Source organism: Clostridium chromiireducens (genome assembly GCF_002029255.1).
In the GTDB taxonomy this organism is placed as follows: Bacteria; Bacillota; Clostridia; order Clostridiales; family Clostridiaceae; genus Clostridium; species Clostridium chromiireducens.
The window spans coordinates 1-25017 of sequence record NZ_MZGT01000003.1 but is presented as its reverse complement, the minus strand read 5'-3'; the positions used below and the strand labels follow the sequence as shown (position 1 = coordinate 25017).

Annotated in this window: 21 protein-coding genes and 3 pseudogenes; 6 read left to right on the top strand and 18 right to left on the bottom strand. The window is 28.0% G+C overall.

Going from position 1 to position 25017, the window contains the following annotated elements:
* Window positions 1-13 precede the first annotated feature (13 nt).
* The gene (locus CLCHR_RS01245) at window positions 14-1036 is read right to left on the bottom strand and encodes a pyruvate kinase (RefSeq protein ID WP_079437842.1); all 1023 of its coding nucleotides are present in this window, start codon (window positions 1034-1036) and stop codon (window positions 14-16) included.
* Between the two features lie 141 nt (window positions 1037-1177).
* On the opposite strand from CLCHR_RS01245, the gene CLCHR_RS01240 reads away from it, so the two are divergent.
* Entirely contained in the window at window positions 1178-1660 is a 483-nt protein-coding gene (locus CLCHR_RS01240; protein ID WP_079437841.1) for a DUF4883 family protein, read from the top strand.
* A 207-nt stretch (window positions 1661-1867) separates the two neighbouring features.
* Here the strand turns inward: CLCHR_RS01240 and CLCHR_RS01235 are convergent, their stop codons facing one another.
* From CLCHR_RS01235 to CLCHR_RS01200, 9 genes and pseudogenes are all read right to left on the bottom strand, one after another.
* Entirely contained in the window at window positions 1868-2443 is a 576-nt protein-coding gene (locus CLCHR_RS01235; RefSeq protein ID WP_079437840.1) for a cytochrome b5 domain-containing protein, read from the bottom strand.
* 207 nt (window positions 2444-2650) lie between these two features.
* Window positions 2651-4351 carry an FAD-dependent oxidoreductase gene (locus tag CLCHR_RS01230; protein WP_079437839.1) on the bottom strand — a complete coding sequence of 567 codons (1701 nt, stop codon included), beginning with the start codon at window positions 4349-4351 and terminating at the stop codon, window positions 2651-2653.
* A 124-nt stretch (window positions 4352-4475) separates the two neighbouring features.
* Window positions 4476-4796, bottom strand: a complete 321-nt coding sequence (locus CLCHR_RS01225; RefSeq protein ID WP_079437838.1) for a rhodanese-like domain-containing protein — start codon at window positions 4794-4796, stop codon at window positions 4476-4478.
* A gap of 379 nt (window positions 4797-5175) precedes the next feature.
* Entirely contained in the window at window positions 5176-5832 is a 657-nt protein-coding gene (locus CLCHR_RS01220) for a 4Fe-4S binding protein (RefSeq protein WP_079437837.1), read from the bottom strand.
* Between the two features lie 185 nt (window positions 5833-6017).
* A complete protein-coding gene (locus tag CLCHR_RS25395; RefSeq protein WP_278336971.1) occupies window positions 6018-6146 on the bottom strand; it encodes a hypothetical protein in 129 nt (42 codons plus the stop codon).
* Window positions 6147-6157: 11 nt separating this feature from the next.
* Window positions 6158-6550: pseudogene (locus tag CLCHR_RS01215) on the bottom strand (4Fe-4S binding protein); the annotation flags it as partial.
* A 79-nt stretch (window positions 6551-6629) separates the two neighbouring features.
* Window positions 6630-7025 (bottom strand): SHOCT domain-containing protein, encoded by a 396-nt coding sequence (locus CLCHR_RS01210; RefSeq protein WP_079437836.1) that lies wholly within the window; start codon window positions 7023-7025, stop codon window positions 6630-6632.
* Window positions 7026-7039: 14 nt separating this feature from the next.
* Window positions 7040-8812: an ATP-binding protein gene (locus CLCHR_RS01205; RefSeq protein WP_079437835.1), complete on the bottom strand. Its 1773-nt coding sequence runs from the start codon at window positions 8810-8812 to the stop codon at window positions 7040-7042.
* Window positions 8805-9497, bottom strand: a complete 693-nt coding sequence (locus tag CLCHR_RS01200) for a response regulator transcription factor (RefSeq protein ID WP_079437834.1) — start codon at window positions 9495-9497, stop codon at window positions 8805-8807. Before CLCHR_RS01200 ends, CLCHR_RS01205 begins: the two co-directional genes overlap by 8 nt.
* 212 nt (window positions 9498-9709) lie before the next feature.
* Here CLCHR_RS01200 and CLCHR_RS01195 point away from each other — a divergent pair, with 212 nt between their 5' ends.
* On the top strand, window positions 9710-10243 hold the full coding sequence (locus tag CLCHR_RS01195; protein WP_079437833.1) for a hypothetical protein: 534 nt from the start codon (window positions 9710-9712) through the stop codon (window positions 10241-10243).
* A gap of 151 nt (window positions 10244-10394) precedes the next feature.
* On the opposite strand, the gene CLCHR_RS25060 is transcribed toward CLCHR_RS01195, so the two are convergent.
* From CLCHR_RS25060 to CLCHR_RS01180, 3 genes are all read right to left on the bottom strand, one after another.
* On the bottom strand, window positions 10395-10574 hold the full coding sequence (locus tag CLCHR_RS25060) for a hypothetical protein (protein ID WP_079437832.1): 180 nt from the start codon (window positions 10572-10574) through the stop codon (window positions 10395-10397).
* Between the two features lie 224 nt (window positions 10575-10798).
* The gene (locus CLCHR_RS01185; RefSeq protein WP_079437831.1) at window positions 10799-11065 is read right to left on the bottom strand and encodes a hypothetical protein; all 267 of its coding nucleotides are present in this window, start codon (window positions 11063-11065) and stop codon (window positions 10799-10801) included.
* A gap of 111 nt (window positions 11066-11176) precedes the next feature.
* Window positions 11177-12013 (bottom strand): helix-turn-helix transcriptional regulator, encoded by an 837-nt coding sequence (locus CLCHR_RS01180; RefSeq protein ID WP_079437830.1) that lies wholly within the window; start codon window positions 12011-12013, stop codon window positions 11177-11179.
* Window positions 12014-12144: 131 nt separating this feature from the next.
* Here CLCHR_RS01180 and CLCHR_RS01175 point away from each other — a divergent pair, with 131 nt between their 5' ends.
* Window positions 12145-12726: a flavodoxin family protein gene (locus CLCHR_RS01175; RefSeq protein WP_079437829.1), complete on the top strand. Its 582-nt coding sequence runs from the start codon at window positions 12145-12147 to the stop codon at window positions 12724-12726.
* 346 nt (window positions 12727-13072) lie between these two features.
* Here the strand turns inward: CLCHR_RS01175 and CLCHR_RS01170 are convergent, their stop codons facing one another.
* A complete protein-coding gene (locus tag CLCHR_RS01170; protein WP_079437828.1) occupies window positions 13073-18112 on the bottom strand; it encodes a sacsin N-terminal ATP-binding-like domain-containing protein in 5040 nt (1679 codons plus the stop codon).
* 273 nt (window positions 18113-18385) lie between these two features.
* Here CLCHR_RS01170 and CLCHR_RS01165 point away from each other — a divergent pair.
* A pseudogene (locus CLCHR_RS01165) lies at window positions 18386-19321 on the top strand (tyrosine recombinase XerC).
* 144 nt (window positions 19322-19465) lie between these two features.
* Here the strand turns inward: CLCHR_RS01165 and CLCHR_RS01160 are convergent.
* The gene (locus CLCHR_RS01160) at window positions 19466-20077 is read right to left on the bottom strand and encodes a hypothetical protein (protein ID WP_079437827.1); all 612 of its coding nucleotides are present in this window, start codon (window positions 20075-20077) and stop codon (window positions 19466-19468) included.
* Between the two features lie 103 nt (window positions 20078-20180).
* On the bottom strand, window positions 20181-21047 hold the full coding sequence (locus CLCHR_RS01155; protein WP_079437826.1) for a hypothetical protein: 867 nt from the start codon (window positions 21045-21047) through the stop codon (window positions 20181-20183).
* Window positions 21048-21207: 160 nt separating this feature from the next.
* Between CLCHR_RS01155 and CLCHR_RS01150 the strand changes: the two are divergent.
* Window positions 21208-21761 (top strand): annotated as a pseudogene (locus tag CLCHR_RS01150) (sigma-70 RNA polymerase sigma factor region 4 domain-containing protein).
* On the opposite strand, the gene CLCHR_RS01145 reads toward CLCHR_RS01150, so the two are convergent.
* Entirely contained in the window at window positions 21758-21997 is a 240-nt protein-coding gene (locus CLCHR_RS01145; RefSeq protein WP_079437825.1) for a hypothetical protein, read from the bottom strand. The pseudogene CLCHR_RS01150 and the gene CLCHR_RS01145 overlap by 4 nt on opposite strands.
* A 509-nt stretch (window positions 21998-22506) precedes the next feature.
* On the opposite strand from CLCHR_RS01145, the gene CLCHR_RS01140 reads away from it, so the two are divergent.
* Complete coding sequence (locus CLCHR_RS01140; RefSeq protein WP_079437824.1) at window positions 22507-22842, top strand: rubredoxin-like domain-containing protein; 336 nt, start codon at window positions 22507-22509, stop codon at window positions 22840-22842.
* 171 nt (window positions 22843-23013) lie between these two features.
* Here the strand turns inward: CLCHR_RS01140 and CLCHR_RS01135 are convergent, their stop codons facing one another.
* Entirely contained in the window at window positions 23014-24735 is a 1722-nt protein-coding gene (locus CLCHR_RS01135) for a methyl-accepting chemotaxis protein (RefSeq protein ID WP_079437823.1), read from the bottom strand.
* Window positions 24736-25017 lie beyond the last annotated feature (282 nt).

The window sequence follows — 25017 nt, the reverse complement described above, 5'->3', positions numbered from 1 at the left end:
TATGCAGCTTTTATCATTCCTTATATTTTATAATTAATTTATTTAAAAATTCAACTGTTTTGACTGGTGCTTTTCCTACTGATGTTTCGCCAGCTAATAGAAATCCTGTAGCTCCTATCTTTATGAAATTATATATACTTTCCACTTCTGAAATAGCCGGCATTTTTCCGCTTTTCATACTATTAAAAAGGTGAGTTCCGATGATTATATCTTTTCCCTTATCCTTAATAACTTCTTTTATTATTTGCTCTTCATATACTGGCGTATCTTCAATTGATGTTTCTGGAATAAGATCTCCTCTGCCTATTACAATTCCATCTGCCTCAGTCAAAATAGTTTTTATATTATTTACGCCATTTAAGGTTTCAATCTTTGCCCAAATTTTTGGTTGAATACCACCTTCCATATTTTTATTTAGGAATAGTTTTATATCTTCTATATCTTCTTTACTTTCAACAAATGATTGGCATATAATATCTACTTTATTTTTGATTCCCCATCTTATTGCATTCTTATCATTTTCACTTAATGAGAAAGCTTTTCTTTCTAAATTTTTTATATTACAGCCCTTCCCTTTTCTTATTATCCCCCCTCTTATTGTAACAACCCTAATAAGTCCATCTTTTTTACCTATAACATTAAAAATCATGGTATTATCTTTTATTCCTATTTGTTCATAGTTCTTTTCATTTAATATTTTATTTTTTATATTTAATGGAATTATCTTTGTTTTTATTTTATTAGTATCTTTGTTTATCTCTTCATATTTATCTTCTCCACAAAAATAAATTTCTTCTCCATCATAAACTTTATATATATATTGAAATTTACTAGATACTCTTACTTTATTCCCTGAAAGGTCCAGCACAATTTCTATATTATCTTTTATTTCCTTCGCCATCTCAAAAAATTCTAAAAATTCTGTTGCACTTCCGTGTATAAAATTGAATCTTAATGCATTTACGCCACTATCTATTATGCCTTTTAGTATAGTTCTATCTTTTACATTTGGTCCTACTGTTCCTATTATATACATACTGCCCCCCAAATTTATCATTACTCTTATTCATATTATAAAATAACGTTAATTATCACCTATTCATTGTCCAAAATGTTCTAAAATATAATACAAAGAATAAATTAATAATGAATAAAGTATTTCAAGGAGGTCTTTTATTTGAAGAAATTACATTATATTTTTATTGTTCTTTTTCTTTTTTCCACTATTAGTGGTTGTAGTTTACAAGATCCTAAATACATAAATTTATCTGTAAAACCAAACAATCATTATTATATTGATGAAATTAGGAATAAAATATTAAATAATGAAAAGTTTACCCTTTATGTGTTTGATACAAACTTATATAAGGAAATAGATGTTCCTAGTGATGAAAATATAATAATGGAAGATTTTATTTCTTCTTTAACTAGTGATAATTATTCTGATGAGGCTGCTGATAAAAAAGAGCCTTACAGAATAAAACTTATTTTTGATGATAAGAAACAGTATTTAATGAAAGTTTTTGATGATTGTCTCATATCTGTTTCTCCATGGGATGGAAACTTTAAAGAAGATATAGTATCAATAAAGAATTTACCTTTAAGATATAATCTTTTCGACTTCTGCAATCATATTGCAAACGAACCCTTAACTAAATAAACCCAGTAATATTAACATTTACAAAATATCAATAAAATTTTTGCCCCTTATAAAATAGTACTAGATATTATATAAAAATATGAAAAGGTACTTTTATTTGTGAACATCCATAAAAAGTTTAAAACCTATTATAAAGAACATTGTTAGACTGTTCCTTATAGTAGGTTTGTTAAACTAATGCAAGAAATATTTATATTCACTTTACTACTAATAATCTCTGGTCATCTTACTCTTATCTAATAGTTTAGATATACCAGTCTTTTCCCAATCCGATATCTCACTAGTAGCTTGATCAAAAGTTCTTCCTTGCCCTACAAGTATACCTACCATGATATATTTCTGAAATAAATGTTCTAAACTAACTCCACCATTAGCTTCTTCTAATGCATCATCAACTAATGGAGTAATATATCCAATCCAATCATCAGGGCTAAAATCATATGTATCTACCAGTGCTACCCTAGCTTTAGATGCAGTATTTATATTTTTACTTTCTGTAAGTATTCCAATCTTAGGTATTCCGCTAAGTTCTGTAATAACTCCATGATGAGAATAAAATTCGGTTGTTAAATCTTTCCCAGCAGTAAGATCAAAATGCTTACCTCCTGACCATGATTCTACTTTACTTAAATCATAGACTATACCATCAACTGCCACATAAATTGGCTTTCCATTACTTCCATCATATTGTGCTAATTCTTCTAAAGTAAATTGTTTTTGTTGCCTGCTATAATTTTCTCGTATAAGATCTTCAATTGTTTTTAAATCAAAATAAATAGACATAAATACCCCTAAACTATTTTTATCTATAAACATTTTATTAATATAATAATGATAATATGATACTTGTTTATTAATGTAGAATTTTTCTAAATATTGTACTACTTCTTAATTTCTATTATGATCAAATAGAAATTAAGAAAGAATCTACAAAAACCACTCAAATTTAACACAACTTGAGTGGTTTTCTTATTAAGACCTTTCAAAACTTTATCTAAAATTATATTCTGTAACAATACTTTCTCTATTCTTAGTTTTATCATTAAAGTATTCATAAAAAGATAATGCTAAAAAGCTTCCTGTGATATTATACACCTTACTAAATCCTAAGTTTTGAAGTGCTAAAGTAGCATTATAACTTCTTTGTCCTGTTCTACAATGTAGATATACTGGTTTATCTTTTGGTATTTCATTTATTCTTTGTCTTAATTCACTTAATGGAATATTTACTGCATTTTTAATATGGCCGCTTGCAAACTCGCCTCTTTCTCTTACATCTATTATATGAGAATTATGCTCTACAAGGCCTCTTACTAAATCAACATTAACCTGTTTAAAGTCACCATTTAAGAGATTAGAACCAACATATCCTGCATAGTTAACCACATCTTTTGCAGTAGAAAATGGTGGTGCATAACACAATTCTAAATCTTTTAAATCTTCTAAAGTGCCTCCAAATTTTATAGCTGTAGCAATTACATCTATTCTCTTTGTGACATCACCTTTACCTATAGCTTGAGCTCCTAAAATCTTTCCTGTTGGAACTTCAAATAATAATTTTAAGTGCACTGGTGATGAATTAGGCATTATTCCTACCTTATCTGTAAGTATAACCCTTACAACATCATATTGTATTTTCATATTTAAGACATTTATAAGAGCTTCATTTAGGCCTGTCGATGCTCCATTATAATCAAAAACTTTTATAGCCGATGATCCTATATATCCCTTATTTATTCCCTTCTTTCCGTTCATATGGTCTGCAACGGATCTTGCCTGCTTTTGAGCCGGTCCTGCAAGTGATAATTTTTGTACGGAATGAGTTAATGAATTATAAACTTCTATTGCATCTCCAACAGCATAAATATTCTCATCATTTGTTCTGTAATTTTGATCTACCTTTATTGCTCCTGTTTCGCCAATGTCCAATGCTGCTTCTTTAGCTAAAGCAGTTTCAGGTGAAACACCAATAGCCATTACTACAACTTTAGCATTAACTTTTTTACCTGATCCTAAAACTACTGTATCCTTTTCAAATTTTTCAACTTTATCTCCTACAATTAAATCTATTCCATGATCATAAAGTTCTTTATGAAGAATTTGAACCATATCATAATCAAATGGCCTTAATATTTGATCTGTTCCTTCTATAAGTGTCACATTATAATCAGCTTCCCTTAAATTTTCAGCTGCTTCAACTCCTACATATCCACCGCCAATAACGACTATGTCTTTTGCATCCATTGATTTAATGTATTTATTTAGCTTATCTATATCAACTACATTTCTTATTGTAAAAACATTCACTTCTTCTATTCCTGGAATATTAGGCACAATTGGCTTAGCTCCTGGAGATAACACTAACTTATCATAGTTCTCTTTATATGTTTCACCAGTTAGTAGATTTTTAATAAGTGCATATTTTTCTTCTTTATTTATAGATAACACTTCATTATTTACTCTAGCTTGAATATTATATTGAACTAGAAATTTTTCTGGACTCATTAAAACCAATCTATCAGCTTCATCTATTAACCCACTTAAATGATATGGTAGTGCACAATTCGAAAAAGATACATGTGGCCCTCTTTCAAACATTATTATTTCATCTTCTTCACTAAGCCTTCTAAGTCTTGCTGCAGCTGATGCTCCCCCTGCAACTCCTCCAACTATTAATATTTTCTTCTTCATAATCACGAACCTCCTATTTTATCATAAAAGTCATTTATTTACTTCCATGACTTTATTATATATAAATCTCTAGAAAATTTATGCGATCTAGTCACACACATATACTATAGCAAAAGAAAACAAACTATTTTCTTTTAGTTCCTGCATATGACCCCATTCCACCTGAAACATTGACAACATTAAATCCTTGACTTGTAAGTGTATTACATGCTCTTGCGCTTCTGCCACCTGATTGGCACATTATGTAGTATTCTTTACTTTTATTTAAATATTTTTCTGGCTCATTTAAAAGTTTACCCATTGGTATATTTTTAGCACTTTTTATACTGCCACCCTTATATTCATAATCTTCTCGGATATCAATCAACTCAACCTTTCCTATTAACTCATCAATATCATTCACATTAATTACTCTTCCATTATCCTTCTTAAATAATCCAAACATTTTAATTCCTCCTCAAATTTTTCTTAATTAGTATTTCATAAATCATTAATATCATTAATTTTTTAATATTTCATTTAAATCTTTTAATAATATTATTCTTTTTATCTATTTTCTCTAATACTGGATAATTGCCAGATAAAGCTTGTATATAACTTGATTTATCATCTAATATATCTAACTTACTATTCCTAGTGTGACTCCTTGATATTATTATATACTAGTATCTCAAAAACATTTGTGATTTAGTCACACAAATAAAATCCATTAAAAAAAAGAGGATATATTATTCTCAGTTTCCTCTCTTCTTATTATTAAACTATTTAAAATGCCATAATGACCATGCAATTTTAACATTTCGTACCTTAAAACAGAATCATTCCTATTTTATAGTAATGTTATTGTATCCTATGGCTTTTTTAGGGCATGCTATAGCACACTTTCCGCACTGAATACAATCTGGGTGGCTTAATATATCACCTTTATAATCATATGGAACTAACCCTAATGGACATTTCTTTTCGCAAATTTTGCAAGATACACATGTATCTGATACATGCAATACGTTTTTACTTTTTCTAAATTTTCCTGTGATTGATGCTAAAGTTCCCATAGGACAAAAGCTGCACCAAGTTCTATGATTGAATACTAAGGATAATGCTATACCTATTATAGTTGTTACTACAATCAATCTATAAACTACCATTCCTATTCCATAAAGGTTCCCCCAATTTTTATATACTCCTGAGGTAAACATTGTCATCATTATTGTTAGAATAACCGCTCTAAAATAATAGGATTTAAAAAACTTAGGCGGCTTTCTCTTATTACTAAATTTTGATACTACGTTATCATAAAAATTTCCTCTTGGACATAAATTTCCGCACCAAAATCTCCCCTTATAAATAGATACAATTACTGGTGCTATCATACAAATTAAAGCCACCACTGCAAATCTCAAATCAAACATACCTAATACTATAAATGCGATTAATAGTGTAAATGAATACTTCTTCCATAACTTTAAAAATTTTTCCAAATAAAATCCCCCCGATTTGTTATTTATTAAATAAGCGCTTTCTATTTTTTTACCTTCGCTTTTTTGGTTCTCTTTTATTCTAATAAATATCGCTATTCTTATCTGTGACAATGTCACTCAACTAAAGTATTATCATTTTTCACTCAAACAAAAGTATGTCTTATTCGAATTATCACTTAATTTAATTATCTTAACTTTTCCCTAGCCCCTTCTACTTCAAAATCTGGAATTATGTTTTTAATGTCTTTTAATTTAGTATCTTTTGAAATAGACATAGGTAAATCAAGCTTTTTATAAACTTCATTTAAATCCATGTTTAATCCAGCAGAACAAGATATTTAAGATACCTTAAAGGCTTGTCTACTTTTTCTGGCATAATAAACCTTTTTCTAAATAATTTCTTTCCTATAATCCCGAAGAATTCTTGAAGAGCGCCAAATGGACAAATAAGTCCACAAAAACTCCTTCTAAATATTAATGCTATTATTAGTGTTATTATCAAAATAACTATTGTACCTGAAAATATCTTTTCTATAAATGTGCCTCCAAAAATCAAACTATAAAGTGACTCTAATCCTCCATAAGGGCACAGAGCATGTATAGATGGTTCCTTACCTCCTCCCAGAAGTTGGTGAAGATAAGCTTCTACAGTACTATGTATCAAAAATATCGCAAGTAAAATATAACGTAGACTTTTTAAAACTTTATTATTTGGCATTTGTTTTCCCCCTAATACTTTTTATTTGTTTCCATTCAATAGTTTTTATGAATTTATATTCTCTTTATGAAAAGCAAATCTATTTCCTAAGTTTAAACTCATCATAAGACAATTCTCCCTTTGCAAGTTTTTCACATGTTGAGTTATTAATACCTTTATTTTCAATTTCATTTTTAATATTTAAAAATTCCTTGGTGTCTATGGCACAATGCGCATATCTTTTTAAAAGTATAGTAGTATAAGGATTCGAATCCTCTGTATCTTCAATAACAGCTTTTCTTTCAATATACTCATCAGCATTGATTATACCTGCAGCATATTTTTCTTTAAGAATATCAATTAATATTATTGCAAATGGATTTTCAGTTTTCTTATTTCTTAATAAAATGAATAACAATACTGCAAAAATCATTAAAATAAGCATTAAGATATACGAACCCCAAAATCCATATCCCATATGATATCCATGTCTCACAAAATCACCTCTTCCTACATAATTGAAAATGAAATAGTTATTGTTGTGCCTTTTCCTAAATCACTTTCTATAGAAACACTTCCATTTAAAACCTTTGCTAATCTTTTTGCTATTGAAAGACCAAGACCAGTTCCACCTGCATTTGCATTTCGTGCTTTATCAGCCTTGTAGAATTTTTCACCTAAATACTGAATTTCATCGTTAGGTATACCAATTCCATTATCTTGTATGGTTATATAAATATTTTTGTTATCTGTATATGTTGTTACTCTTAAAATACCTTTATTTTCAGAAAACTTAATTGCATTGTCTAAAAATATGATTAACATTTGTTTTAATTTATCATAATCACTTAATAATGTTGGTAAATTTCCCTCTAAAGACAATTCCAAATCTATCTGCTTATTTCTTATTAATGGCCTAAGGCTTCTTATAGTATCATTAATGAGCATATTAACATCTAATTCACTAAAATCAATTTCTAATTTGCCTGAATCCAACTTGCTTAAATTAAGTAAATCTTTAACCATTCTTTCAAGTCTATTTGTTTCTTTTATGAGTGTAATGCATGTATCCGCTACATGTTCTGGCTTTGTCATTCCATCTACAATAGACTCTAAATTACCTTTTATAACTGTTAATGGAGTTCTAAACTCATGGGAAACATTTGAAATGAAGTCCTTACGCATTTGTTCAAGTTTTTCTTTTTCACTTATATCTTGTATAAGAATGACACCACCTATAATCTCATTTGAATTACTCTTTATAGGAGATAATGAAAATTCCAATACCTTACCTTTATGCTCTTTTATTATTAATTTTTTCTCATTTTTTAATATAGCAGAATTGAATTCTTGAATTACATCTAATTCTGCTAATATTTTAATGACTTCATTTTCATCTATCATTTTATATGAAAGCAGATTTATAGCAGCTTCATTTATATTTATAATCTGTGAATTTCTATCCAAAGCTAAAATTCCATCACTCATGCTTGTTATAATATTACTTAATTTGTTTTTTTCTTCGAAAAGCTCATCTATAGTATACTTAAGCTTCAAAGACAACAAATCAAATGAATTCGATAATTCCCCTATTTCATCTTTTTGATATATGTTTGTTTTTATTCCATAGTGACCCCTTGCTAATTCCAAGGCAGATGAATTAATTTTCTTTATTGGTCTAGAAATATTCCTAGAAAAATAATATCCTAATACCCCTACAAGGATTATTTCACCTAAAACTGCTAAAATTAAATTTAGAAAGAATTTATTCATGGAATTTGATAAATCAGTTATTGATGAATTTAGAATTACAGCTCCTATTATGGTATTATCCTCTTTTATTGGAACTGCTATTGTCATTATTTCTTCATTATAATAAGGATTATAACCTTCGTCATACGCTTCTTCTCCATCTAATACTTTGCTATTAATATCATTATATAAATCCGTTATTTCTGAATCATTAATGTACTTAATATCATTATCAGTATCCGATGCAGTTATAATACTCTTATCTGTATTAAGTATCCAAATCTTTGCATTATCAATATCATTTAGTAAATGTATCATTTTTATAAACTCTTCATTATTTAAAGAATTCTCCACGTATGGTTTAATAGTTTCAGAAATTGCTAATGCATGTTTGTTCATATTATTCTTTTTAACTTCATAAATATTATTTCTAAATATATTTAAAGCTATAATACCTATAAAAAGAGTCGAAACTACAACAATTACTAAAAATCCAAGAGTTAGTTTGAAAGTAATATTTTTCTTAAACATCTTTCACCTCAAATTTGTACCCCATACCCCATATAGTTTTAATATCCCAATTATACTGTCCATTAAGGTCCAGCTTTGCTCTTATTCTCTTTATGTGCGTATCAACTGTTCTTGGATCTCCAAAGTAATCGATTCCCCATACATTATCTAAAAGATCATCTCGTTTGATAATATTATTAGGTGAACTTGCAAGCATCCATAAAACTTCAATTTCTTTTTTCGTAAGATTTAAATATACTCCTTCTAATTTAACAGCATAATTATTTATATCTATTTCAAGTGATGAATATTTAATTAACGATAGCTTATTATTTTCAATAGGAGTAATGCGTCGTAGTATTGCTCTTATTCTAGCCACTACTTCCCCAGGGCTAAAAGGCTTTACAATATAATCATCAGCACCAGAATTTAATCCTAGTATCTTATCTGCATCTTCGCTTTTAGCAGTTATCATAATAATTGGGGTATTTGATTCTTCTCTAATTCTATTGCAGACTTCAATTCCATCCATTAATGGCATCATGATATCAAGTAAAATTAATACAGGATTATAATGTTTAAATTTTAATAATGCTTCTTCCCCGTCAAGTGCAAAAATCACATTAAATCCTTCCCTTTCTATATAAGGTTTTAAAATTTTAATTATTTCCATATTATCATCAGCAATCAAAATATCTTTACTCATTTTTATCACCTCACATCTTTTTTTGATGTTCCTATGGCTAAATTATATCATCAACTGTAATTAAAATTGTGTCCTAATTGTGTACTTTTATTTCACAATTAGGACACTTTTACATATTAGAAATGATTTATTATTAGTGTGTAGACAATATCAAACTAAAAAACAGTTTAACAAACTTTCACACTAACTTAAAATTTAAGGAGGACTATATAATGAAATCAAAGAAATTAATATTAGGATTAACTTTAGCTATTACAATGGGATTAGGTGCAACTGCCTATGCAGCCAGTACAGAAATAACAACAACATCATCATCAACTGCTACTCACCAAAGAGCTGGACTTGGAAGAATTACAGGAATGAGAGGTTATGATTATATAGAATCAATATTAAAAAATAACCTTGGTATGACAGATGCAGAAATAACAGCGGGGCTTAATTCTGGAAAAACAATGTATACTTTAGCAGAAGAAAAAGGAATGACAGAAGATCAATTTAAATCAGCTCTACTTGAAGAAAGAAATAAAGCAGTTGATAAAGCCGTTGCAGATGGCACTATAACAAATGAAGAAGGTGTTTTACTAAAAGAAACTTTAAAAAATAATCTTTATAATTGCACTGGAACCCCAGGTCAAAAAACAGGCAAAAATGGAGCTGGACGCGAAAATGCACAAGGAACTGGACATATGTCAGGTGGTGGATTTAGAGGTACAGGTAATTGTTACATTGATAATACTGTAAAATAAATCGAACATTCTTCATTTAAAACACTCCTCTACTTATAATCACTTTACTTTTTAATTCTAACTTAGCAAAATATAATTCACTTTTCTGTGATAAAATCACATTCAATTTCTCTTATTATGTATTAATATAAATCATGATTATACTTTCTCACTAATAATAAACAAAAGACTTTGCGTAATTTACACGAAGTCTTTTGTATCTAAACTTACAAACATATATGATAAAATTAGCAGTATTTGTTGTACTTGCTGCATTAGTTACACTACTACCTTCATTATTAGTTGTATCTGTTATCGTATTTATCTTCTGTTTCATTAAATTTTCATTCATATTAGAATTATTACTTGTAATATTTAATGTAAATAAATAGTTATATTTAGATGCATGTTTTAATTCATCTGTTGGTGCTTGACTAATTAGATAATCATAAGTGTATTATTACATTTACAAAGAAATTAAAAAATATATTAATTTCAATATTCTACAATACTATATTTTGAAATGAGTTCTCATAATCCATTTTGTAAGATTTAATGATATACAATATTTTAACGTTAAGCCTTTGTTTCATTTGAATTAGAATTTTGAGTGTTCTGAGTATTGTTCTCATTTTGTGCACTTTGCTCATTTTGTGCCGTATCAGCTCTCGAAGCTATACTTAATCTCTGTAGCTGAATTAATGCCAGAATATCACCTATACTAGTGAAAAAAAGTGCCAATACTCCTAACCGGTCTCCTTCAGGATATTGTTTTGCAATTCCTATAGATAAAACCGCTGTTAATGCAGTGAGCTCCTCTGGCGATAAATCAAAAATATCCATACCTATTACCTAAATAATTGTTTATAATTTATTTATATACAGTACTTATTATAAAAGTGCTAAGTGAACTAACTATTATTAAACCCACACTTAATATATGACATTCAAAATCTACATAACGTGTTCTAGTAATGATTTTACTTTTATATCAGTATCTGATCCTAAAGAGGGTGTATTTACAATTAATTTCAAGTTAGAATTATCTGAAACATCAAAACTAACGAACTCAAAAAACAGTTCACCTACAATTGGATGTTTTAGTTTTTTATACGCTTCACTATTTCCCTGGACATCATGTCGAGTCCACCATAAATTAAATTCATCACTTTCTCTTTTAAGATCTTCAATAATTTTAGTAAGCCAAGGGTCTTCAATGTAGTGTCCTATTGTTGATCGAAATCGTGCCAGCATTCCTTGTGCATGAGATTCCCAGTCTATAAATAATTTCTTATAATCATCATATGTAAACATCATCTTAATCATATTTCTCTTGCTTTCATCTATTTTTCTAAAATCAGCAAACACAGCACTTGCAGCTTTATTCCATGCAATAATATTCCATCTTGTATCCATAATAAAAGACGGACTTAATAATAAATTATCTAACACATGCTGCAAAATTTGACTAACAGATTTTTGGTATGAAGGAATATCTGTTGGAAGAGCTTGTCTTGCCAAAGTATATAGATGAATTCGCTCTTGTTTATTAAGCATTAGAACTCTGGACAGGCTTTCCAGTACCTCTGCCGATACTTGTATAGTACGTCCTTGTTCAAGCCAAGTGTACCAAGTCAATCCTATGCCCGCAATATGTGCCACTTCTTCCCTTCTAAGACCTGGTGTACGACGACGTCTTAAACCTTCTGAAATTCCTAATTCAGATGGTGAGATTTTGGCTCTTCGGGTTTTCAAAAAATCTCCTAGTTCTTTATATCGCTGTTTCTCCATATTTAAACTTCCTTTTTATCCTATTATTATTTATACCAGTATAAATAAGCTCCTGTATCATCATAGAACTTTATATTATATTTATAACATATTCTAATCTTATAAAATATAGAAACGGAGGGTAATTATTAATGAAAATACTATTTTTGAATGGTTCACCTAGAAAAAACGGATATACTATTGGTGTAATGAAATGTATTGAAAAAGAAATTGACTCAAAACACACAGTTGAATGGATACACTCATACGATTTGAGCGTGAAGCCATGTCTAAGCTGTTTACAGTGCAGGCCAAATAAAAGCTGCATTCTTCCTAAAGATGATGGACATAATGTATGGGATAAAATTCGTTCTGCTGACATCCTAATTATTGGTAGTCCCACTTATTTTGGAAATATATCTGGGCCATTAAAAATTCTTATCGATAGAAACCTTACTGCCTTTGAGGAAATAGCAGCGAGTGGTTTAGAAATGCCCATTCCATTACACAAAGGGAAAAAGGCTATCATGGTTACAGCGTGCAATGCGCCTTTTCCGATTAGCCAACTTCCAACCCAAAGTAAAGGTACTCTGCAAGCTATAGAAATAGTACTTAAAGCTGGTGGATATAACATTCTTGGAAGTATAACTTTAGATGGCGCTGCTTCTAGAAATGAAATACCTTTAGAAATTCAGGAACAAGCGAAAATGCTTGGAATCAATCTTCAGTCATAAAAATTTTTTTATAGTAAAGAGATATAAAAGAAGGAGTTATTTATCATATATAAATCTCCTTCCCTATTTAAAAACTTAAATTTATTAGCAACACCTAAGTTATTAAGTACTTTTTTCTAGTCACATCAACTTATTATTGTATGAATAATTAGAAGTTTAAGTTTACTAAAACTACCTGTAACTATATTCCAATACTTTGCTATAGTTTGGATTATCTTAAAATACTAATAATATCTTGTAGAAGTATGTAATTACTCCCTTTGATTAAAAATTGTTTTGCATATACAATTACACAGCTACTTGCTTTAAGTTTTTTTCAGACTTCCTACACGTATACATCTACGTATCAAATATTTTCATCTTCTATCTCTACAATAACAGTTTCGTGGCTTGAATCTAAAATAGCTTTGGGATTTTGATCATATCCAAGTTCTTTTTTGGTATATGCGCATACACTACTAGAAAGATACTCTTTCAATAACCTATCAGTGATATATTTATTACGCTGTATAACCTCTGATACGCTACCACTTAATGCTTTGGCTAAATGATATGTCCATATTCCATTCTTTAGGATATCACTTCCATAAGAACTTTGTCCTGGCTGACAAGACAAAAATGTTGCATAATATGGAAACTCACTCGTAAGAATCATTATTTCATCTTGATTAATATCATTAATATTACTTCTCTCATTTTCATCCTGAAAGCTTTGGGCACAGGCATCTATAAAAATAAGAGCATTTTTACATTTAGATTTTAGTAAAGGATCTAGTAAAATTTTACGTAATGAGACAGAAGTTTCAATTATATGGTATCGATGCATATCATAAGTTGATAAATAATTAGTAACTCCATTATGGAAACCATGTCCAACATAATAAAATATTAAACGATCTTCTTCTGTTAAGCAGTGAAATAAGTTTTGAAAATCATACTCTAGATTATTTTTATACGCTTGTTCATTTATATACATATAAATATCATCCTCATTTACTTCTAGTGACTTTATCAATACTTCTTTAAATTTAAGTGCATCATCTGTAGCATATTTTACTTTTGGAACTTGATTCTCTTCTCTAGGAATATAGTCTTCTATTGCAATAATAATCGCTATAGTCTTTCTATAATTAGAAACGCTTAATGTAGTTTTATCTACTAGTGGGCTATTTTCTAAAACACTATTAACTCCTTTTCTTATATATTTTTGATTTTCTAACAAAACATCATTGACTGCTTTTTCTGTTTTGATTACAAAAATAGATTTTTCTCCACTTTTTACCCAATCATAAGTTACTGTTGGTAATGGCGTAAGTAGTGAAATTGCCTTATTGGTAATTTTGTCAACTTGGAAATCCGAGCTAAGTCCTATGATTTTATTTGAATTGGGTAAAAATTCTTTAAGTCCGAAAATCAATGTTCCCCCGTTTTTATTTGCAAATGAAGAAATTATTTTTGCTATTTTATAATGACTATATGGGATAGGATTGAATTCTAGCTCTTCAGACTTAGACTTATTTAGCAAAGTTTGTAGTTCAGCATCATTAACATCAATATTTTTAATAGGAATTCTATTCACACCAGTCATTTTCAGTAATTGACCAAACGTAAATTGTTTAGGGGGAGTGATCCCATCTTCATACCAAAGTTCAGCATCTACATATTCAAGAACATCGAATTCAGATTGATAAAAAATCAAGATTTTACCATCATCTGAAGGTCTAGCTATTACAGTTATTTCATTTCCATTCTTTATAATGCCGCTAATAACACTCTCTGCAATGCCATCAATATGCGAACAATCATATTCTGGTAATTTCTTGAGATGCTCTATTACATTATTTACAGCTCTTGGAATACGTTTCTTGATATACTCCTTTTTACTATAGTCATGCTTTGACATATGATAAAATTCTGGAGGTATCTCTTTATCATTAATTTCATTATCAATGTGTGTAGAATAATTTGCCTTTGGTTTATCTACCTCATCCTCAAAATCTTTTCTCATTTCAAAAAGTTCCTCTGGTATATTGATGTCTTCTTGTATAAAGTACTTTTGAATTTCTTTGATATCAGCTCTTAATAAAAAATCTAGTTTACTGCCATAACCCTCTAATCCTAAATAAGTACATAGAACTTCAGCTAGTCTTAATAGTACACTATTTGAATACCATGGATTTGTTACATAAAGTCTATTTTTATCAAAATGTAAATTTACATATTTTTCAAAGTTCATTTCATCATATGTGATTTTTAGCTCTTTTGATTCATAAATTTCTAATTCATTAATTCTATCTTGTAACTGTAATAATTTTTGTTTAATATTATCATCATTTTCATCATGTTCTATCCATATTTTAAAGTATGGAACAATACTATTTAACTTAATTTTTAAGTTGTCGCATATTTCTTCATCATCACATACCAATTTAAACTGATTTTGACTCAATAATTTCACTTGAAAATAGTTTAACATTTTTTTAAGATTTTGATGGTTTCTATTTTCTTGATTCAATTTTATAAAAGCATATTGTTCTTGGAAAATAGATTCATTTCCATCTATAAAATAATATAAATTATTACACTTTGTAAAAATATCATTACTATTTAACAAGCAATTGCTTTTAGACCATATTTCAACTTTTTCAATATCATTTTCACTCCAATTAACACATTTATCTAGCAGTATTGAATAAATTGATTGTATTTTTTCATGGTTTTCATTTTTAATACTACCATCCTCTTTAATGTCAGAAGAAATCTTTAAAAGTATATTCAAATAATCTTCTAGCTCAAGTTTAGTTTTAAAATTAAAAAAAGATCTCCAGTCTTGTGATAAATCTACTCCTTTAAATACCGGTAAATATTTCCCAGCAATATCTTTTATTTCTTCTGTATTTAAAAATACTTCTGAAGATATATATGTTTCTCCATTAAGTGTAGGAATACATTTTATATTTTTAATAAACCATGGTAAATAATTAGAAATTTCATCACCACTTGTACGACCAGCCCTGCCATAATTTCCCCAATATGCTGTTGCCTTTTTTATAACTTCCGATATAGTATTATTTTCTATAAAATCTTGCCAAAAAAGAAAGCTTAACTTATTATTGTTTTCTATATTGTTTATCAAATTTAAACTAACAATATTCGAAAATTCATCAGCCCAAAACGTATTAATAAATGGATTAAATTTCATATTTTCTGTACTAAAAAAATCTGCTTTTACCCCATAATTTAATAGATCATATTTAGATTCTTTTTCTTTAAATGGAATTGGATTAATCCCCTCTTTAACACCAAGAATTTTAAAAAAACGTCTCCATTCATCTTTTTCATGAATGTTATAGCAATATTTTTCGCTAATAAACATATCTTCTTTAAATATCTTTTCGATTTTCAATCTTGGACTATAGAAATCAGACAAATAGCATTTAGATGCTTGTACTAATGTATTTTTTGTAGTGATAAGTTTTATTTCTGATAATTGTTTAATAAGATTTTCTTCAAGTTCACCTTTTCTATATAATGCAAATAATTTTTGAATTTCAGGTATTGCATTATCTTTATTAATATAGTTACTTGCATTAGGTATAATATTTTGTGTTATGTAGGTTATATCAGTCTTTTCTTTTACTCCAAGGCTTTCTAACCAGTTTTTTGTATCTAAATCATGTAATAACCAATCTAATATATCTTTGTGCACAAAAAATAATTCATTCTCAATATTATTCCAATTTTCATCATCATCTACTGGAAAACAAACTTGTTTAGGGTAATTAATATGATTTTTATGATCCCAAATAAAAGGAATATTAGACACATACTCCTCAGTAACTTCTTTGATTTTTTCAGATTCACAACATTCTTTTAAAAAAATTATTAATTCAATATTATTTTGAATTGAATGTGTTTCTTTAAAATATGCCGAGTTCAAAAATGTTTTAAAATCTTTCCACTCAAAACTTGAAACGCCAAGTTTTTTTAATTTACTCCAAAACATACATTGCTTAACATAAAACTTAGTTGTAACATTAGAATCTTGTTTTGTAATAAAATTCTTAATAGGTTCTTCACCAACAAAGTTCTTTTCCGATAGGTGCGTAAAATCTATCAATGCTTCGCTGATCTTAATCAATGTATTTTGGCGAGATAAAATAAAAGCGATATCTTCTTTTGCTTTTTTAATACCTCTGTTATAAGATTTTGCTAAATCATCTCCCAATGAGCTTTCTTCTGGTATTAATTTATATGACTCAAAAGAAATTCGAGAAATTACTAGCTCAGAAATCCACTTGAAAATTTCATAAGAAATACATTCAAACAACCACTGGTTCCACTTAGAATCTTTGTGAATACTTTCTCTATTAGCTGATATAAGGAAGCTTGTGTTTACTAGTACAGGCAAAGCATATTTAGTTTCTCCCGTAGGTAAATAAGAATATAAAACTCTATCTTCTTTATCCAAATTGACTATTCCATTTTTATCAATTTGAGCAGCAAAAGTCATCTCAATATTATTAGCTTCTAATAATTTAGATGGGATATGTTGTTCTTCTGAAAGAGTAATTTTTAATTCTTTTGAAACATTTAAATAAATATTTTTTATTAACCAGTCTTTTTGAGATATTTCTCCTTTATTTAGAATTATTCTATTTGCATTATTTCTATCAATTCTAATAACTTTATCTTCAAAATTAATTTCCGTTATATTCTTTAAAAATAAAAACATATTAACGTTTTGTGATAAGTTTTCAATTGCATCTTTCGTTTCTTTAATATGATTTATTTTGAGTATTGTTGCAACATTTGCACCAATTTCAGAAATAAATTTTCTAATTTCACCCCTAACTTCTGTACTTTTTGTGTATATTGGTATTATTTGCCAGGGATATTGAAATGTTCTATTATATTCAATTTCCCATTCTTTTTGAGTTATAGACCATTTCCATTCAAAATTATAAGAACTATCAAATCTAAAGAATTCGCCATCAGTATATATAACAACATTATTCGATTGACCAAATACTGATTTAAATCCAATACCCTTATACCCAGTCTTTTTTACGTCAGATTTTTTTGTTCCATTGTTAATATTACAAATACCTCGGATATCTTTTTCATCAAATGCTTTACCTGAATGTGCTACTACCAATTGATCATTAAATACTTTTATCCAAACTTTGATACCATAATAATCTTTACAAGATGAGTCATCAGCATTTTGTAGAAGTTCATATATAAATCTATTTGCATCTGTATAAAGGTCTACTGATAAAGCAATTATAGCATCAGCTTGATTTGCAGCGTGTCCTGGAATATTATAGCTTGTATTATCAGTAAAAATTTTTTGTATTACTTTCATAAACTCTGTTCTATTCATAATATCACCTACTTTAAATAAAAATATATTTTTTTATAATCAACTATTGTCGTTTTCATCAACTTAATTAATTAGACTTTCATTTTATTACTATTGATTTGAATTGGCCGTGTACCTTTAATTGTTATGCCTATCATTAAATCCACTTGCCTTTATTGCAATAACTACAAAATTCTTAGCTTTCAATTATTAACCTATTTATTATCTGTTTACTATTGTATACATGTTTATATTATTGCAATTTTGTCAACAATTTCTACAGAGGTGTTAGTTATGCAATCAAACAAAACTTGTCCATTAGTTGAGCAATATCTAGATTATCTTTTAATAATAAAAAATCGTTCAGAAAACACAATCCTAGAGTATCGTACAGATTTACTTATGTTTTTTAGTTATATAATTAAGTTACGTAATATTAATATTGTTGACATAAACTTTGAGCAAGTAAATCTAGAATTTATAAAATCTATTACTCTACAAGATATGTATTCTTTTATTTCCTATTGTCAAAAATCTTTAAATGCTTCTGCAGGTACTCGTGCAAGAAAAATAGTTTCCATACGTCAATTTTGGAAATATCTAAAAACCAAAGCTCATGTTATTGAAAACAATATTGCTGAGGAATTGGAAACTCCTAAATTACCAAAGCGAATACCTAAATATCTTAATTTAGAGGAATCAGTTCGCTTATTACTTGAATGAAAGGAATCCACAAGAGATCATTGCATAATTACTATTTTTCTAAATTGTGCATTAAGATTATCTGAACTTGCTAGTTTAAATATAGACCAAGTAAATAATGACATTTTATCTATAGTTGGCAAAGGTAATAAAGAACGTAAAATTTTTCTTACCCCTGCAGCTAAAAAAGCCATTAATGATTGGATGCAAATTAGAAATTCTATGAATATTAACAATAATGCTCTATTCATCTCCAGAAATCATAACCGCATTACTACTAAAGCTATTCAAAATATTGTAAAGAAATATGTTATTTCTTCTGGACTTGATCCTAAATCTATATCAACACATAAACTTCGTCATACCGCTGCTACCCTTATGTATAAATATGGCAAGGTAGATATCCGTTCCCTACAACAAATTCTTGGACATGAAAGTGTTGCTACAACAGAAATTTACACTCATGTTGATGAGCATCAATTACAATCTGCTGTAAACTCTAATCCATTAGCTCTGATGTTTAATTAACAATATTTATTATCTACTTCCTAATCATGTTAGTAGATAATTTTAATTATAATGACTATCTTAACTTGTTATTATTAGGCTAATAAACACATGTATAATGCAGCACTAAATATAACTTTTATAGTACTGTTATCAAATAAGTAACTAAATTATTTTATATTTTCTGATATTTTTACTATTATCATAAACTGCAGAAATAAATCCGTTATCTATTGCCTTTACAAGGCTATCAAGCATTCCCAATTTGAATTCTTCTTTTTTTAGATTATTTGTTATTTCTTCCAGATTAACTTCCTTCTGTGCAATAGAAAATATCTTCCCAAATAAATTGCCTGTTTTCTTTATATTTGCTGATTCACTATCTAATTCTATACGTACTTTTTTACTCATACTAAAATGCCCTTTGTTATATTCTATTAATAAAAGTATGGGGGTAAACGGATATTCTATATCGAAGTCTTCTTCTAATTTTCTTAAAAACTCAATATATATACTAGCACTAAAATAATATTTCTTATCACCTATGATTATTTCTTCATTCCTATCGCTAAAATTTTCTTCTAAATAGCCGGGTAGATAGAAATTAATATATTTATCCGACTTATAATTAAATTGTTCTATGTAATTTAATATATATTCCCTATTAATTTGCTGTCTATAGTCAGCAATAAGTATCCCAAAAGTTACAGGAATATCTCTATTTTCTCTCCTCTTAATTTCATGAACCATTCTATCATAACTCCCTAAAGGCCACATTTTAAATATCCTCCATTTATTGCAAATCTATGAATTACTTAACTTTATTTATAATTGAATCTTAAAAACTAATTTTATGAATTAGTTGAAGTTGGTTTACCAACTAATTTAATTCATTTTTTGACTTTCTCCCGAGATATAAAAATTCCATAATCGAATTAAACTCTTTTATATCAGACGATTCACCACTAACTATGCCACTCATCCTGTAATAATCAATTGCACTTTCAAAATCATTATATAATTTTCCGTTTTTGCTTATATCATCAGCTACTAAATTTATTCGTTTGGTGCAAAGGTCATACATATTAGGTGCTGCAGAGACAATTACTCTTGCAAGATCTTCTCCACATTTTTCTATAATATCTTTTTCTGCATTTTTTGTCACTGAAGGTGTAATCTTTAACTTCTCTTTCATTTCTTCTATCCATTTTATTGCAGCTTCTTTATTAAGAGCTTTTAAGATTACCAAAGACAGCTTATCAATTATCATGATATTTTCAGGGTATTTACTATAAAGATATTCTAATGATAAATATCTTATAATAGGAGGTAAAATTGAAAATTTATATACAATTTCCAAATTTGTGCCAAACTCATATTTTTCAAAAAAATTGATTAATAAATAAGCATATAAATTAAAAAGACTATCTATTACAGTTTTTACATCTTCTTCGGTAATCTCTCTTGTCAATTGGGTATGGGTGCATTTTGAACCCATTTTATTAATAGTTTTTATTGCATTTAATAATAGAGTATTATTTTTTGTTTTAATTCTTGATATAATTCTTTCATCGCCTAATGTAACTTTAGTTTTTTTAGGAAGATTTAATATTCTTCTAACTACAACTTCTGCATATTGTCTTATTTTTGCGATTGTTCCCCTCCGTGAAGCACCCTCAAGATAAAAAGCATCATTTATTAAATCTTTGACTAAAGCCTCATAGGCTTCATTATTAAATTCAGCCATTATAATTACTCCTTTCTAGCTGCCGATTATAGACATTACAGGTATCCCAAAATCAGTTTTATCTACTTTTTACAAAATAACAAGGATAAACTATTTTTCCCATAAATATCATATCAATATTATACTACAAAGTTTTATTATTTCACCTATATTTCCCTTAATAATTTTTCATTATTTTCACACCGCATTATGCGAATTAAATAGTAAACATGGAGATGTATTATCAAAAGAAAAGTTAGCTGAAGAGTTTAGGCCTTTAATATTCAACATTTCTAAAAGAACTTTTATCGACGGTTATGAAATAAATGATATTAAAAATAATATGAATGATTTAATTAAAAGAATGAAAACTAGAAGCTCTACTGATGGAAATGATGCCCTAAGCCTGCATAACGAAGTTGAAATAGATTCCCTATCTCAAGATATTAGCCTGGAAAGTTTATTTTGTAATAAATGTGATTATGAAGATTTGAGACTTGCTCTTAAAAATTTAAATGAAGAAGAAAAGGAACTCATTGATTTCATATTCTTTAAAAATAATACCGTTCAAATTTATGCTACTCTACTGCTTGTCTAAAAAAGAAAGTTACTTTAAAGAAGATTTTTAAATTTATTTCTCTATATTATAAATACCCTAATACACAAAAATCCGAGGCTAACCTTGGATTTTTTGATTTCACTTATGTTCCAGCATTCAAATCTATTTTTATCTAATCAAATGTGAAATTCCCCACAACTCTAGTTGTCCTTTCTGCATATTTATCAACTAATTCATTAGCCTCATTACAAATATCTTTAAGTCCACATGCCTCACATTTTATAATCCCTTCATCAAGTAAAAAATAACTAAGTTCATCCTCAATTGTTGAATTTCTAATAGCTAAAGCAATTTGCTTTTTATCAAATCTTTCTTCTTCCTGTGACTTCATTTTTATTTCATTTCTAACCATACCAACACACTCCATAATTTTATTAGCAGCTTAAAATATTATTAGCTTCTACTATGGATATATATTTCATTCTAAAAAATCACATTAAATTAAATCATAAGACCGCCCAACTACAGTTTTCATAGTTAAAAAAGCTCTTAATTGTGCTAACGCACTCTTTTTAAATGTGCATATTCTGAAGAATATATATTCTTGTATGGTAATATTCTTTAGAATATCTATGGTGTAGAATATTTATTCTAGTATTCTGCAGAATATTTATGGTCCACCATATAAAAACTCCAATATCAAAAGTAATATTGATAAACAAAAGTTTTTTCTACTGAATAAATTATCTTAATTTTCCCTTATACTAACAATAAAGTTTTTTATTCTTATTTAGGTTAAAAAAGCTATAATATAAAAATTTAAGGAGGATTTTAAATAGTAATGGCGAATTATATACATTGTAAACATTTACTGGTGTTTGCATAAATATAATTATTGATAGATTAAAGGGAGGCAGAATTATGAAAAATTTATTTAAATGTACTGTTTGTGGATTTATATGTGAAGGTGTAGAAGCTCCAGAAAAATGTCCAAAATGTGGAGTTACTAAAGAAAAATTTGTTGAATTAACTAGTGAAGAAGCTAATAAGATTTATCAATCTGATAGAACTAACGATATTCACTTAGAGATCATTAATTTGGCTGATAAAATTTTCAAGCTTTCTAGAGAAGGAATAAATATTAATTTAGATCCTACTTGCGTATCTGCCTTTGAAAAAGCTAAGAATGATGCTTGGACCATAAAACAAATATCTAAAGCTGAATTAGCAGCTCATATGAATAAAGGTAAATGGTAATCTTATATAATTATAAAAGCCTATTGATTTAGAACATATTAATTAAAAAGCTGAGAATCTTTAAATTTAAGGATTCTCAGCTTTATTAAATATGAAATTTAGAAAAAATATTCAGTCAACCTTTATTAACATAAAATTAAAACTATATTTTAGTCACCTTCAGCCAAGATATTAAATACTAAATTTTTGAGATAATTCACCTAATGTCTCAGCTGTTTCTGCTTGACTTTGAGATGATTTGGCTACTTCTGCAATTGCTAATGTCACTTCATTAATACTAACTAATATATCTTCAGAGCTAGTAGCTGATTCTACTGCTGTCGAAGATAAACTTTCTAGAGCAAAATTTATTTGATTTATGACTTCTTTCATTTGTTCTGATGAACTTGCTATGTCACTTGCTATATCATTAACCAATTCTGCATCCTTTTCATATTGGATTCCTGTATTTTTAAGCAATTCATAACTTGGTTTAACGTCATTTTCAAGATAATCTAAAACCTCTTGTCCACTTTTTGATAAATTATCAAAAGCATTTTGAACCTTATGAACCATTCCTTGAATGCTAGATACAGCTTCTGCTGATTGTTCTGCAAGGCTTCGTACTTCATCAGCAACTACAGCAAATCCTTTTCCCATCTCTCCTGCCCTTGCTGCTTCTATAGCCGCATTTAATGCAAGCAAATTAGTTTGAGATGCTATCTCTCCTATTGATTCTGCCATTACTTTAACATCTTGAACTATTTTTCCTTCTTCAATAGCTTTAAGAATATTTATTTTGTTTTCTTCATAAATTTTATTTCCATTTTCAATATTTTGTATTGCTTGTCCTTTTATTTCTTCTGCTCTCTTCTTTATTTCTTTTGCAGATTCAAAGCTTTTATTTGCTTTATTATTTAACTCGCTTGTCGCATTTGCTATTTCTTCTGCTGATGCACTTACTTCTTCAGTTGTTGCACTTAAATCTTGAGCTCCTTTAGTTATTTGTTCCGTAGAATCATTAACCATTTGCATTTTTGAAGAAACTTCTTCAGCTGTTGCTGATAATTCTTCACTAGCAGCGCTAATATCACCTGAACTGCCTATCATTTGAGATATTAGTACCTTTATATTGTCTTTGGATTTGTTCAATGCACTTGCAACTTCTCCGATTTCATCATTGTTTTTAATATCTATTTCCTTTGTTAAATCCCCTTCACCTAGTGCTTTTGAAAAATTGACTATTTTTCTTAATTCTTTTGAAATAGATACAGAAAATAACATTCCAATTATTATAGCAACAATAAATATAAATATAGTAATTGCAATAACTGTAATCTTTGAACTATTGTAAGTCAATATATTATTTTCTGAATTTGTGCTCGCCTCGTTAATATTCATAGAAATTATTTCATCTAATGATTTGAAAAGATTTTCTCTTACAGCAGTTCCATTTGAAATTTCTCCTATTGAAGATTTATTATTTCCATCTAAAGCAAAAGTATATATCTTCTTTGCTATATCTGAATATTCTTTTGCTGAATTTTCTATTTTTACAAATGTATTTTTCTCATGCTCTGCAAGTAATTCATTATTATAGGTTTCCATAAGCTTTTCATTATTATTTAATAAAGTTTGTACCTCTTTAGCTATATTATTTTTTTGACTTACGTCCATGTCCTCATTATACGCTAATGTAGTTAAATTCCCACGAATGGATAAATAATTCTGTTTTATTTCATCAAGTGTCTGTATAGATTTAAAGTTATATTCATACATTAGTTTGGTATTCTTATTTAATTTATCCATATTGTATATTCCTACAAATCCAACAACACCTGTGAATATAGATACAAATATAAATAATAAAACTAATTTAGATGCAATTCTCAAATTATTGATTAGTTTAAACATAATTAATCACTCCATTCATACTTAGCTGTCCTTTATCGCAATCGAGACTTTATGAGTTAAACATTTGTACTTTTATATATTTTTAATATTCTGAATTAATTTTGTCTTGTTTTTGAATTTATTATTAAATAAATAACTTTATCTTTACCTTTTACTTCTTTCATCTCCAAGACTAATAAATTTATACGATTAAACAATTCTTTGTGTTGATTATATATATTTTTAATTCCTATAGATAAACTTTCATCTCAATTAAAATTCATCAAAACCACCTCTTATAAC

Coding starts and splice junctions, on each gene's coding strand:
- CLCHR_RS01245 (WP_079437842.1), bottom strand. CDS start 1,036: ATGTATATAATAGGAACAGTAGGACCAAATGTAAAAGATAGAACTATA.
- CLCHR_RS01235 (WP_079437840.1), bottom strand. CDS start 2,443: ATGTCTATTTATTTTGATTTAAAAACAATTGAAGATCTTATACGAGAA.
- CLCHR_RS01230 (WP_079437839.1), bottom strand. CDS start 4,351: ATGAAGAAGAAAATATTAATAGTTGGAGGAGTTGCAGGGGGAGCATCA.
- CLCHR_RS01225 (WP_079437838.1), bottom strand. CDS start 4,796: ATGTTTGGATTATTTAAGAAGGATAATGGAAGAGTAATTAATGTGAAT.
- CLCHR_RS25395 (WP_278336971.1), bottom strand. CDS start 6,146: ATGGATTTAAATGAAGTTTATAAAAAGCTTGATTTACCTATGTCTATT.
- CLCHR_RS01205 (WP_079437835.1), bottom strand. CDS start 8,812: ATGTTTAAGAAAAATATTACTTTCAAACTAACTCTTGGATTTTTAGTA.
- CLCHR_RS01200 (WP_079437834.1), bottom strand. CDS start 9,497: ATGAGTAAAGATATTTTGATTGCTGATGATAATATGGAAATAATTAAA.
- CLCHR_RS01195 (WP_079437833.1), top strand. CDS start 9,710: ATGAAATCAAAGAAATTAATATTAGGATTAACTTTAGCTATTACAATG.
- CLCHR_RS25060 (WP_079437832.1), bottom strand. CDS start 10,574: ATGAATGAAAATTTAATGAAACAGAAGATAAATACGATAACAGATACA.
- CLCHR_RS01185 (WP_079437831.1), bottom strand. CDS start 11,065: ATGGATATTTTTGATTTATCGCCAGAGGAGCTCACTGCATTAACAGCG.
- CLCHR_RS01180 (WP_079437830.1), bottom strand. CDS start 12,013: ATGGAGAAACAGCGATATAAAGAACTAGGAGATTTTTTGAAAACCCGA.
- CLCHR_RS01175 (WP_079437829.1), top strand. CDS start 12,145: ATGAAAATACTATTTTTGAATGGTTCACCTAGAAAAAACGGATATACT.
- CLCHR_RS01170 (WP_079437828.1), bottom strand. CDS start 18,112: ATGAATAGAACAGAGTTTATGAAAGTAATACAAAAAATTTTTACTGAT.
- CLCHR_RS01160 (WP_079437827.1), bottom strand. CDS start 20,077: ATGTGGCCTTTAGGGAGTTATGATAGAATGGTTCATGAAATTAAGAGG.
- CLCHR_RS01155 (WP_079437826.1), bottom strand. CDS start 21,047: ATGGCTGAATTTAATAATGAAGCCTATGAGGCTTTAGTCAAAGATTTA.
- CLCHR_RS01145 (WP_079437825.1), bottom strand. CDS start 21,997: ATGGTTAGAAATGAAATAAAAATGAAGTCACAGGAAGAAGAAAGATTT.
- CLCHR_RS01140 (WP_079437824.1), top strand. CDS start 22,507: ATGAAAAATTTATTTAAATGTACTGTTTGTGGATTTATATGTGAAGGT.
- CLCHR_RS01135 (WP_079437823.1), bottom strand. CDS start 24,735: ATGTTTAAACTAATCAATAATTTGAGAATTGCATCTAAATTAGTTTTA.